We start from the raw sequence: 14,553 nt of genomic DNA, 5'->3' as shown, positions 1-14,553 counted from the left end.
AAACAATGTAATTACATTTTGCTGGTTTTTTTATTCGGGCGTCTATACTGATTTCTAGCAGAAAGCAGCTTTTAGGAGCGATGAAAGGCGTTTTAGGTAGCGTTTTTGATGTCTTTCAAGTTGTTCTTGGCTTGGGCGTACCCTTGGGATACTAAGATATGAAAAAGAATTATCTCGTCAATACACTCATCTCTATATTTCACCATGTTGCTGTAAATAAAGTTTTTTCTCGATTTATTACATCCTCCAAAAGCGTATCCCGAGCTTTTACTATTAGGGGCTTTCTCTCGAAAAAGGGATTAACAGCGGCAGGCTTGTTATTACTCTCCATGGGTGCCAATGCCGAAGTGACTATTCAAGATAGTCTTGCGACTACTTGTACTGTTGCTGCGGGCAGTTACACCGATGATGGTCTGAACTGTGTCATTTTATCTAGTGATATTGCTGCCGATTTGAGTAATGGTACCAGTGTCACAGTGACCAGTGTGGGCAACGGTGGGGCGGTAGTCGGTAGCATTCTACTTGATGGCAGTATTGATAAAGTTGGAGGGGGGACTGCCACTCTCACGCTAAAAGCGGCTAATCGGGTGAGAGTCAATGGCGCTATTACTTCAAATGCGGGTAATCCATTAAATATTATCCTGTGGAGTGATACTGACAATACCAATGATGGTGGGGTTTCATTAGGCGATCTCGCTCAAACGACCTTAACTACCCAAGGGGGACACCTTTGGGTTGGGGGCTCTAATTCTAATGGTGGAACGAGTACTTGGAACGGCCTAACGGTTGGTAATGGTCCATCGGTTGGGAGCCTAACGAATAACTACAACGCGATTGATTTTGTTAATACCATTATTAATACCGCCGGCGGGGATGTGCTCCTTTGGGCGGGCGTTGGCTATACCACTGGAGGTGGTATCAGTGGTATCGCGGTTTTTGCTGCCAACACCAATGAGATTAATACAGGCACCGGTGATATTACCCTTATCGCCGATAACATTACTCGCTATGACCTTGGCACCACACCACTGGTACTGACATCAACTGGGCATTTTACCCTAGTTCCGAATACACCAACAAAAGACATTGCATGGCAACATGATGAGAATGGCAGCGGTACGATTCAATTTAACAGCGCCCAATACAGCTATGTTAAATTTGCTTCAGATTTTCGAACCTTAACTGGCGTTACTCTTGGGGATTACACCGGTATGTCCGGGGTGACTCTGGGTTATCAAGGTGTAGTCACGCTGAATGACAGTATTTCAGCTAATGGCCCTATTTCGGTATATGGGGGCCGTGTCGATCAACTTTCAACGGCACCTATTACCGCCACTAATGGCGATATTATTTTGGATTCCGATACAGGTGCTGATTTGGCGATGGGTGCTGTGGTCATGACAATCAATGGCGCTATTACCACTAATACTTCGGGCAATATTACGCTTGTTTCTCGAACACCAAGCAATGTAAACCTTAATGCCATGAGCTTTGCTGGAGCCTCAGTCAATTCAGCTGGTACGCTCACGGTATCAAATGCGCGTTCAGCGACTGGGGGGAGCCGAGGTTTAAATCTTTTGACCTCTAGCTATACGGCAGTTGGTGATATTTTATTCGATGGTTCATCTGGTCTTAGTGGCGTCTTTGATATCAACCTTTCCGATAGTACGGTTACCAGTACAAACGGTAATATCACCTTTATCGCCGAAGGCGTCGAAGGGGGGGATGTTTTTGCTATTCAAGCGACAAACGTCGTTACTGCCAATAATGGCAATATTACCTTTAGGGCCGATCGTTTCAGCGTGAGTAACAATACCAGTACAGCTATCACGACCACAGGTGCCTTTATTGTTGAGCCTACTCACGACTCCTTCGATTTCTCCCCAACGAACCTGTTTACTTGGAGCGGCAGCCTAGGCACTGGTACTAGCTCGGCTGATTTCATCTTAACCGATACTTTAAACAACGTCGTCATTAAAAATATCGCCAGTCTTGGCGGCCTAGTGCTCGGTAAGAGTACCAATACCAGCGGTATCACTGTGGCGGGAGCTACAAGTCTTGCGGGCCCTGTGTCGATTTATTCGGGCGGGATTAATCTCAATGCCGCAGTAAATACCACCGCGGGGGGGATTAATGGCGATATTTTGCTGAAGTCAACCCGAGATATAAGCAATGTTAATGGCACTATTTCCACCAGTGGCGGTGACGTGGTGTTTTGGGCCGATTCAAATGGTGATGACGATGGGCTAATTAGTGTCGGGAATATCAGCACCGCTGGTGGTCATATCTGGTTGGGTGGTGGGGCTGGCTCTACCACTTGGAATGGCCTTACCGTGGGCGATGGCTACGCCGTGTCAAAAACCAATAATGCGGCGATTATTTTCGGTGGTGGCGGGGCTGTAACCCATGATACGGGGGGCGGTGATTATTATGCTGCAGGACGAAATGCCGCCACAGCAAATCACAGTTTAGACCACGGTATTTGGGTTCGTTCAGGATCTCAGATAAATACTGGAGCTGGTGATGCCATACTCATTGGTGATATTAACTCGGCCAGTAATTTAGGTTACGTTGCAGGGTTGGGGATTGACCTTGGCAGCACTATCACGACCACCAGTGGTACGATTGATATCACAGGTTCATTAACGTCAGTGGGGACTGTCACTAATAAGCAGGGGATTTGGATTGGCCTGCAGATGAACAATAGTACTAGTCCTAAGGGGCAACTGACCACCACTAGCGGTGATGTGTTGCTTACCGCGGTTAACGGTGATATTCACTTTGACCCAGCAATCGCAACGACGACAACTGGACTGTTATCTTTAGATACCAACACCGCCCTGACAATCGGCAATACCATCAATACCGCAGGAGCTTTTAGTGCAACCGGCGACACCATTAGTCAAACGGCATCAGTGACAGCAGGAGATGGTGTTACTTACAACAGCACGAATCTTACCTATGATGCCCAAGATGCCATTACCGTGTCTGCCGCTGTCGATGGCGGTAGCGGTGATATCAGCATCACCAGCCAGACGGGCGATATTGTGGTTGGCGCAAATCTCACCACAAGCTCCACTTCAGCAACGGCGATTACCTTAAATGCAGGGGATACTGCGGTCGCGGGGACTGGTACAGGTGGCGATGTGCTGCTTCAGTCGGGGGTTTACACCACAGGCAGTGGCGGCAACATTAATATTTACACCGGCACGGTTGCTGATTCTACTGGTGTAAGCGATTTAGCCAGCGGCGATAATGGTGCTTCCTATTACAACTCCGATGGCACAAATTTAACTCTGATCGCGAATATCAATGCCGTTTATCGGGATGCGACATTACCTATTACAAACGCACTCACTTTTGATGGTATCAATGATTATATTCCATTAGGTGGCACGGGTTGGAACACGACGAATGTGATTAGCAGTGCAGTCACTCTTGAGGCATGGGTTAAGTTTGACTCAAATGTAAATAGTGAAATTATCACCCGTCACAACAGTTCAACCGCTACCCGAGATGTCATGTGGGGGCTGCGTTACCGAAATAATAAAGTGGTGTTGCACGTGTCCGATGGCACCAACTCCTATCGCTGTGAGCCTGATACCGATCCTGCTGCCGATGGTCAATGGCACCATTTAGCAGGGGTCTATGAGAGAAATGTTGGGATTACCATTTACATCGACGGCGTTGCTGAGGTCATTGATACTGCGACAATGTGTTTTTCTATCGGCACAGGTCTCGCTCTCACCATAGGCAATACCGGCCCCAACATCATGATTGGGAAATATTACAACAACACGAACTACTTTAAAGGTCAGCTTGATGAAATAAGAGTGTGGAATATCGTTCGTACCGAGCAAGAAATACGTGACAATATGTTGCGTACTTTGCCAACGCCGACAGCTCAGTCAGGGTTAGTGACTTATTATCAATTTGATTCAGCCAGTGGAACAACCCTCGCGGATGTGAGTGGTAATGGTCATGATGGCACGCTCACCAATATGACAGGGACAGAATGGGTTAAATCTTCAGCCTTTAATACTTGGCTAGGTTATACCTCGGATTGGACAGACGCCAATAACTGGTCTCTTCAATCTGTACCTGTTGCCACTGATAACGTGGGGATTACCAGCAAAATGGCGGTGATGCCAGATATTGTGGGTAATCCGACGGTGAATCATTTCGGGATTAGCAGCACTTCATCTCCAACCTTGTCAACGGCGATGGGGGTGACGGGCAACTTCTTCTTAACCCCGAATCTTGACTTAAATGGTCAGACGATTGATTTAGGCTCGACGGGTTACCTCTTTGAGCAGGCAGGGATTATTTCCGACTCCCTTGGCACTGGCGAAATAACGACCACACGCTTGCTGAGTAATATCAGTGCTCAAAACGTCGCAGGTTTAGGCGCGATTTTGACCACCGCCGCCGATATGGGCTCAACCACAGTGAGCCGCAGTCATGGTGTGGGGTTTGCGGGTATAGGGATTAAGCGGGTCTACGATATTACCCCCACCAACGACACTGGCCTGAATGGTACTTTAGTGTTCCATTATGATGACAGTGAACTTAATGGGCTCACAGAAGCGGACCTATTGCTTTATAAGTCATCGGATAACGGTACGTCTTGGGCTAAGCAAAGCGCGGCCCTTAACACCAGTCTTAATACCTTAACCTTGTCAGGCATCAATAGTTTTTCAACTTGGACTGCAGCGCTTGATAGCATAGATACCGATGGCGATGGCGTGCCCGATGTTATCGACCCCGATGACGACAACGACGGCTTAAGTGATACCGACGAAGTCACCTATGGCACTAATCCACTGCTGACGGATACTGACGGCGATGGTATTTCCGATGGCGATGAAATCGCCAATGGTAGCGATCCCCTCAATGCTCCGCCAGTGATTGCGCAATCTGCGCCGCTCACCGTGACGATTGATGAGGATGAGTCGCCTATTGCTTGGGTTGCCCCGAGTGTTACCGCCGTTGATTTAAACAGTGGTGACACCCTTACTTGGAGTCTGGAAACCGATGGCCTGCATGGTACTGCTACGGTAAGTGGCACGGGATCGAGCCCAAGCGTGTTGACCTATACACCAGATGCTGACTTTTATGGTGTTGATTACTTCAAGATTAAAGTCACTGACGGCATCGAAACCGATTACCTGTTAATTAAAGTCATTGTTAATGCTCAGCCAGAAGCGGGCGATCCGAATGCCGGCGGCTCAAGTGCTATCAATAATTTTATTCCCTACACCGTGGGCGGTCAGGTGGTGTACGACCATGAAAGCTCAAGCGATCCCACCAATGGCGGCGCGGCGGTGCAGCCATCGGCTATCGATATTGCTTCTTGCTCAGCCGATGGTGCAAGCCCCGGTGCTATGCCCAGTACTTGGATTAAGTACGAGGATACCGATACCAATCTTGCTACCACCAATGATGCGTATCTCGTGCTGAGGATGCGTCTCGATGCTAACCCATCGGAGAGTGGTCGTAATGGTCCTGGCCTACAAAGTGCCCACTGGGATTTCTTGATTGATATCGATAACGACGGTACTAATGACTACATTATCGATATCGACGGCACCTATGCGTCCAGTAAGCTCGATAGGGTCTGGCTCTACCAAGACACCAACAGCAATTATCTGATTGATGATGGTGCGGCGGTGAAAGATTATATTGCCGCGGGCTCTAATGCGACTGCTGCCGATAAGGCGCTATCCGCTGTTACCGTGACCGAAGATACCTCAGTGATTTGCGGTAAGAGTCACGATTTTTACCTCGATGTACGCATCCCTGTGGATGACTTCCCAGACTCCTTCGCCAACTACGATGCCAATGTTGGCATTGGGGTGTTCTATTCCTCTTCTGCGTCTAACACAGACCCACTGCAAAAAGACTGGCAGGGTTTCCGTGATGTGCCGCCCGATACCTTTGAGGCGGTGAATGGTGGCTTTGCAGCCCCTGTAGGGTCTATCGCGGGCACCGTATTTGTCGATGATAATGGCGATGATACCTATCAAGTCGGCACTGAATCGGCTTTCAGTTCTCAATCGGTTGAGATCTTCACCGAAGCCGGTGTGCTGCTGACTTCTGGCGTGGATTACACCTTTGTTGATAACGGCGACAGTTACAGTGTGACGGGACTTGCCGCGGGGAACTATCGCATCCGCAATGCGTTGGCCTCGGGTTATACGCAAACCACTAAAAATGTCACTGTGATTGGTGCATCGACCGCTGCCATTGATATTCCAGTACGAGTGGTTTCTCACATCACCGTCTTTACCTTCGATGACCTCGACGGCGATGGGGTTTTCGATACGGGTGAACCCAGCCTTGATGGTGTGGCCATTAATCTTGATGGCGGCAGTGCGGGCACGACCAGTGGCGGTGGTTTGTTGTCCCTTGATTTCACATCGAGTAGCAGCGGTGTTTACACTATCTCTAATGTGGGTTACCCCTCGGGCTATATTCCCAGCTCAGCGGTCAATGTCACTGTCAATTACACCAGTGGCAGTAATCTCTCGGTGAGTTTTGGTTTGGTTGCCGAAGGTGAAATACGCGGAGTGGTCTACTACGACAAGGATGGTGACGGCGCTAAAGATGGCTCCGAGTCGGGTTTATCCGGTGTAACCGTGACGGTGACCGACGAGTCCAGTGCCGTGGTGGGAAGTACCACTACGGCAAGTGATGGCAGTTACAGTGTTACCGGTCTTGTCGCCAACACCCGTTACTATGTGACCGAAACCAACCCTGCGGGCTATGTCAGTAGCACCAGCGATATGTTGCCCGCCTCCTTCGCCTCAGGTGGTAGCGCGATAGTGAATTTTGGTGACCTCGGAGCAGGGAGTCTTTCAGGGTTTGTGTTCAGTGATGATAACGGCAACGGCCGCTCCGATGATGGTGAGCAAGGCCTGCAATATGTGGTTATCACCATTTACAACCAAGGCAGCAGTGCGGTATTAATCGATGGCGTAACCTACCAACCTGGGGATATCGTCACTGCTGTGCTGACCGATGCCGATGGCTATTACAATGTGACCTTGCCAGAGGGGCGTTACCGCGTCGAAGAGCAAGACCCATTAGGCTATGTCAGTGTGACCAGCAATTCTAAAAATATCACCCTGCCAAGTTCACAGACGGTGGCCAACTTTGCTGATATGAAGCGGGGCGTGGTGACGGGGCTAGTGTTTAATGACCTCAATGCCAACGGTGTCTATGACGATGGCGAGCCCGGCGTTAATGGCGTGGTGATGACCATTACCGCAGGCCCTGTAACGGACACGACTCAATCCGATGGCAGCTTCTATTTCGGTAATCTTGCCGATGCAACCTATAGCTTGAGCATCACCGTGCCAACGGGCTTTGTGGCGACCACAGCCGAAACTAAAACGGTGATTGTGAGCGACATTAACGTTAATGCCGGTCTGCAGTTTGGCATAAAAGTCTCAGGCACCATCGATGGTGAGGTGTATCACGACATTAACGGTAACCTGCGCCGGGATGCGGGTGAAAACGGCATTGGTGGGGTAACGATTAGCTTAAATGGTGGCGCAACGACCCAAACCTTAGTCAATGGCCAGTACAGCTTTACGGGCGTGACCGCCAGTCAAACCTATACGGTGGAGGAAACTGACCCAACGAACTATGTCAGTACCACAGCCAACAGTGTGTCGGTTACCCTAGACAGCAATGGTAAGGCCGATATCCCAGCGGTATTTGGTGACCAATTTTCGGGCATTGTGGCAGGGACGGTGTTTGAGGATATCGACGCTAACAGTGTGCAAGATGCGCAGGAACAGTCGCTACCTGGTCTGACCCTCAGCCTAACGGGCTTTACCGATACCGTGACATCAAGCAGTGGTACTTTTGAGTTCATGCGGGTATCGGGCAGTGGACTGTCGTTGAGCCTGACGGTGCCCCAGGGCTATGAGGTGACCACCAATAACAACCCTGAAACCATTAATATGACCTCCTATGATGGCAGCAGCAATTTCGGTCTGCAGCCCGATGCCACTGTGTTGGTGTATGTGTTCAGTGATGCGAATAACAATGGGGTGCAGGATGGTGAAGAACTGCCCTTAGCTGGGGTGACGGTCACCATGACTTCGGGTGAAACTGGGGTGAGCGATGCCAATGGCTTAGTGCGCTTAACGGGCATTACCCCTGGGGTAAATACGGCGACGGTGTCTGCGTTTGGCGGGTACACCGATACCACTCCAACGAGTGTGGTGCTGTACGCTGAAGCGGGCGAAACTGCGCCGGTGCGCTTTGGTAAGTTTATCAATGAAGCGCCCTGGGCACGCCCTGAAACCATTGAGGTTGCCGAAAACACCGCAACGCCACTCTCACTGGTGACCGTGGTCAGTGGCGATAACAATGGTGATAGCGTGACCTACAGCATCACGGCCGGAAATAGCGCGGGTAAGTTCAGCATTAATCCGACCACGGGTGAAATCACCCTGATTGGAACACTCGATTATGAGACCGTTAACAGCTATAGCCTGACAGTACAGGTCAGTGATGGCAGCTTAACGGGTTCGGCCATCGTTACCATTAATGTCACCAATGTGAATGAAGCGCCGGTGGCGAACTCGCAAAGTCTGAGTACCAATGAGGATGTGCCGTTAAGCATCACCTTAACCGGCAGCGATGTTGACGGTAACAGCTTAAGTTACACCTTACTGAGCTCGCCAACCCGTGGCAGTGTAACGGGGAATGCACCTAATCTGGTTTACACGCCGACGGCAAACTTCAACGGCACTGACAGCTTCACCTTTAGTGTTTCTGACGGTTCCTTAACCTCCAACATTGCGACGGTGAGCATCACAATAAATGACATCAATGACTTACCTATCGCCAATGCCCAAAGTCTGAGCACCAATGAGGATGTGCCACTCAATATCACCTTAACGGGCCTTGATATCGACGGCAGCATTGTCGGCTACACTTTGGTTGGCCAACCAAGCCACGGCCAGCTTTCCGGCACGGGGGCAAGTCGAGTCTACACGCCAGCGGCGAATTATTTTGGGACAGACAGCTTTACCTTCACCGTCACCGATGATGACAGCGGTGTGTCGGCGTTAGCAACCGTTGTCATTACGGTTGCGGACGTGAATGACTTGCCTGTCGCCAATGCCCAAAGTCTGACCACCAATGAGGATGTGCCACTCAATATTACCCTGACGGGCACCGATGTGGACGGCACTATCGCCAGTTACACACTTGTCAGTCAACCCAGCCATGGTCAACTGTCGGGCAGTGGCGCGAACCTCGTTTATACTCCTTCGAGCAATTACTTTGGCTCCGACAGTTTCACCTTCAGAGTCACCGATGATGACGGCGGAGTGTCTGCACCTGCCACCATAGTGATTAACGTCAGTGATGTGAATGACCTGCCTGTCGCTAACGCCCAAAGCCTGACCACCAATGAGGATGTGCCGCTGAATATCACGCTGTCGGGCACCGATGTGGATGGCACGATTGCCAGTTACACACTTGTTAGTCAACCCAGCCATGGTCAACTGTCGGGCACTGGCGCGAATAGGGTATACACACCTGCGGCCAATTACTTCGGCACTGACAGCTTTACCTTCAGGGTGACCGATGACGATGGTGGCGTTTCAACGGTGGCCACGATTGCGATTAACGTGGTAAGCGTGAATGACGTACCGGTGGCAGTTGATGATGTGTTGACCATGGAAGAGGATGGCGGCCCCGTTACTGTTAATGTACTGGGTAATGATACCGACGCCGATGGCGATACCCTGACAGTGACTTCAGCAATCGCCACCTCTGGGCAAGTGAGCATCAATCCCGATGGTAGCTTAAGCTTTACGCCCGATGCGGATTTTAATGGCACCGTCACTATCACCTATACCATCTCCGATGGTAAGGGCGGCACCGCCACCGCCACCGTGACCATCACGGTGACCTCGGTCAATGATGCACCTGTGGCCATTGACGATGTCACTTCCACCCTAGAAGAAACCCCAGTGACTATCGATGTCTTGGCCAATGACAGCGATGATGATAACCGCCTCATTCCATCGAGCGTTATCATCACTCAAATGCCGTTGCATGGTGTTGTTTCTGTGAGTCCCACCAACGGTAGGGTGACCTATACCCCAGCGCTGAACTTCAACGGTGTGGACAGTTTCAGCTATCAAGTGAGTGATAATTTGAAAGTCAGCTCCAATGTGGCGAGTGTGACGATTAACGTGATTGAGGTCAATGATGCGCCACAAGCCATCAGCGATGCGGTGAGCACCGATGAAGACCTGCCAGTTGATATTGATATTCTGCAAAACGATATCGATATCGATGGGGATGACTTGGATGTCAGCAGCATCGTGATTGTGCAGCAACCGGCACATGGTCAAGTGAGTGAGCAAAATGGCGTGCTGACATTCACTCCGGATACTGACTTTGTTGGTAATGATGCACTGCAATATAAAGTCGCCGATGAACATGGGCTAATGAGTAATGTGGCAACAGTGTACTTTACCGTGCTTGATGTGAATGATGCGCCCGTTGCCGAAGACGATACCGCGACAGTGGATGAAGATGCTTCGGTCGAGATTGATATACTGGCGAACGATACTGATATCGAGGACGGTAAACCCGATCCCGCAACGGTATTGATTATTCAATCACCACAACATGGCCGAGTGAGTGTCGACCCCATCACTGGTGTGGTCACTTACACCCCAGATAAGGATTACTTTGGCCCTGATAGCTTCGTCTATCTGGTCGATGATAGCGGTAATGCTTCACCCGAAGAGCCGCCCGTGCACTCTAACCCTGCGACGGTCACTATCACTGTGAACCCCGTAAACGATGCGCCAGTGGCTAAGGATGATGACATCATTCTGGAGGAAACCGACTTACCCGTGGTGATCAACATCCTCGGTAATGATTTGGATGTGGATGGCACAATATTGGGTTCTAGCGTGACAATCGTCGCCCAGCCACAGCTCGGCACGGTCGCCGTAAACCCCGTGACAGGCTTAGTGGAATACACCCCAAGTTTGAATTACAACGGTTACGATGAGTTCACGTACCAAGTGAAGGATGACCAAGGCGCCATCAGTAATATTGCTAAAGTGCTGTTGAGTATTGTGGCGGTGAACGATGCCCCCGTTGCCGATGAGCAATCGATTAACCTCGATGAGGACAGCAGTGCCAGTGTGATATTAACGGGTTATGACATCGAGGGCAGTGCGCTGAGCTTCACTATCATTCAGCTCCCTGCACACGGCACCCTGTCTGGGGATGCGCCTACCTTGGTTTACACCCCTAATGCGGGATTCTCTGGAGAAGATACGCTGGTATTTAAGGTATCCGATGGTGAGCTGGACTCCAATGAGGCCACCGTGACCTTCTATGTGGCAGCGGGTAATGATGCCCCGGTGGCGATGCCACTTGAACTGAGCACGGCGGCTAATCAGACCTTACCGATTGTGCTTGATGGCAGTGATGAGGATGGGGATACCCTTAGCTATGTGATAGTCACCGCGCCACTGCATGGCACGCTCACAGGGACAGGACCTAATGTGATTTACACCCCAGATGCAGATTACGTCGGGGCGGATAGCTTTACCTATCTGGTTAATGATGGTCGCCTTGATTCTGTTGCTGTAACGGTGAACATAAACGTCACTGTGGCTGCGGTGGCCTTCGATGCGGTGGATGACACCTTCGAGGTGCCAGCGAATACCAGTACCTTATTGGATGTGTTGCTCAATGATATTGGCCCCCAAGGCCTATTAGCCTTGATCTCGGCTAAGACCTCCCTTGGTTTGGTTGAGGTCGTGGATGGCAAGCTGTTATTTACGCCGCCAGAAGGGTTCAGCGGTGATGTCATTATCCATTATCTGGTGAGAAACGATGACGGCACTTTCGATACCGCAACGGCGACTATCAAGGTGATAGGCGATGCCAATGCCCCCGTCGTAACGGCACCTGCAGCGGTATTTGTAGACGCTAACGCGCTTTACACGAAGGTGGATTTAGGTGTTGCAACAGCCGTTGACCGCTTTGGTAATCCTTTGCCAGTGTCTTTAGTGTCGGGCGTGCCATTCTTTGAACCTGGGGTAAACCGCGCCCTTTGGCAAGCAACGGATGCCGATGGTAATCGCTCGACCGCCCAGCAGTTAGTCTATGTGCGGCCGCTGATTTCCCTAAGTAAGGATCAGAAAGTGATTGAAGGGCAAAACGCCACTATTGGTGTGCACTTAAACGGCGTGTCGCCCACCTATCCGTTGGCGATCCCCTATACGGTGTCAGGTACCAGCGATAGTAGCGACCATACCTTAGTATCTGGCGTGCTAACGATAACTAAGGGCACGGAAGGGGTCATCAATGTTGCTCTCCTCAAGGACAATACCGCCGAGAGCGATGAAACTCTGATTGTATCCTTGTCCGGTGATATCAATATGGGCAATAAGCGGGTGCATACCATTACCATCACCGAAGGTAATATCGCGCCTCAAGTTAGCCTGAATATGGTTCAAAATGATCATGAAAGGTTGACGATAGCGAAAGACCAAGGTCTTGCGCTAATTAGCAGTCAGATTTTCGACCCTAATGAAGGCGATAGCCATAGTTATCACTGGCAGGTTACCCGTGGCAGCTTTAGTGATGTCGATGCCGATGAGACTAGCTTTACGGTTGATCCTAGCAGTATGGCGGAAGGGCTATATGTGGTGCAGATGACGGTGACCGATGACGGCGTGCCAGCGTTATCTCAAGTGGTGGATATTTACTTTGAAGTGGTGAGTTCGCTTCCTGAACTAGGCTTGAGTGACACGGATGGTGACTTAATACCCGATGTCATTGAGGGCTTTGCCGACAGTGATCAGGATGGTATTCCTAATTATCTGGACTCCCGTGATGAGTGTAACGTGCTACCAGAGCAGGGACTTGAGCAGGATGCATTTATGGTAGAAGGGGATCCTGGGGTGTGCTTACGCATCGGTTTATACACTTACAGTGGTGAATACTCGGGTGCCCAGTTAAGTGACGCCGATATCGATAAGCCGGACGATGAACTGATCCCTGACCCCGATGCGGACCATGTTGGCGGTATCTTCGACTTTATCGCCCGCGGCTTGCCTGAGTTTGGTCAAAGCTACCAAATCACGTTGCCTCAACGTACGGTTATTCCAGATAACGCTGTATATCGTAAATTCAGTGCAGAAAAAGGCTGGTTCAACTTTGTTGAAGATGATACGAACGCGGTGCACAGTGCCCAAGGTGAGTCTGGTTTCTGTCCGCCTCCGGGTGGGGATGTATGGCAACCTGGCTTAGTACCGGGTTATTGGTGCGTCCAGTTAACGATCTCCGATGGCGGTCCGAACGATGATGATGGTTTAGCCAATGGCACCATTGTCGACCCGGGTGGGGTTGCAGTGCTTCTTAGCAATAATCAATCGCCCGTGGCAATGGATGACACCGTGAGCATGAAGCAGGACTCGCATATCGACATCAATGTGCTCGGTAATGACACAGACCCCGATGGTGATGTAGTGCGGGTACTGTCTGCCTCGGCTAATTTTGGCACTGTGGTGGTCAATGCGGATAACACCTTGACCTTCACACCGCCGGTGGGCTTTGTCGGCACGGTAATCATCACCTACAGTATTGCCGATGGTAATGGCGGCACCGCGACGGCCAGCGTGACGGTAACGGTTGAAACCAACCTCGTCATAAACGATGAGTTAGTGACTAAGGGCGGCGGGGCATTAACCCTTTACTGGTTACTGTTATTGATAATGGGATTAGGGATTACACGTAGGGGCAGACTATGAACATCAAAGATAAAATCCTCTTGTTATCGCTAATGTCGGTGATGTTTTCCGCACAGGCCAGTGAGTATTCGACTCGTGCAGACCAACAAAAACAGGGTAAACCTTGGTATGTTGGCGGTTCCATTGGCTGGGCGGATAGCTCCGCCAGTTTAGGTGACATGAATCGACGCTTTACTGCCACAGGGATGAATGCAGTCGCGACAGAAGTTGATGATAAAGATACCGCCTATGATGTAAGGATTGGCTATGCCTTTGACCGCCATTGGAGTTTGGAGGTGGGTTATAAGGATTTAGGTGAAGTGTTAGTGCGATTTACCGGAAGATATCAAGACGCAGATGCGTTTTTCGATGCAGTTGAGCATGTGCATCCCGAATCGGGAGAGGGGTATTTTATCGCGGGGAATTACCATTATTACTTCACCAATGAGATAGCCGTGTATGGGAAATTGGGGTACTTCGATTGGGAAGGTAAATACGTGACTACCGATGTGGGTGACCCCGTCGGCCATGATAAAATGAAGGGCAATACTTGGTTCTATGGCCTTGGTCTGCAATACGATTTATCCAAGGATTGGGCGGTGGATGCCAAATGGGAGCAGTTTGAATTTGATAATGACACCACAAACGTGTTGAGTGTCGGGGTAGTCTATAGGTTTAAATAGTGCTGAGTAAGAGGGATTGGATTTACCATATAGCGTAGAGAATAGGTGCAAATTTTATCAGGGGAGTGGTGTCTACA

At 50.2% G+C, this 14,553-nt stretch carries 2 protein-coding genes; both read left to right on the top strand.

The features are described 5' to 3' along the window. Positions 1-314: 314 nt before the first annotated feature. On the top strand, positions 315-13,814 hold the full coding sequence (locus K0H61_RS13025; protein ID WP_220049789.1) for a tandem-95 repeat protein: 13,500 nt from the start codon (positions 315-317) through the stop codon (positions 13,812-13,814). Then, entirely contained in the window at positions 13,811-14,476 is a 666-nt protein-coding gene (locus K0H61_RS13020; protein WP_220049788.1) for a porin family protein, read from the top strand. Before K0H61_RS13025 ends, K0H61_RS13020 begins: the two co-directional genes overlap by 4 nt. Positions 14,477-14,553 lie beyond the last annotated feature (77 nt).

Origin of the sequence: Shewanella acanthi, from assembly GCF_019457475.1 — a bacterium.
Lineage (GTDB): Bacteria > Pseudomonadota > Gammaproteobacteria > Enterobacterales > Shewanellaceae > Shewanella > Shewanella acanthi.
This window is presented reverse-complemented; position numbering and strand designations above follow the sequence as displayed.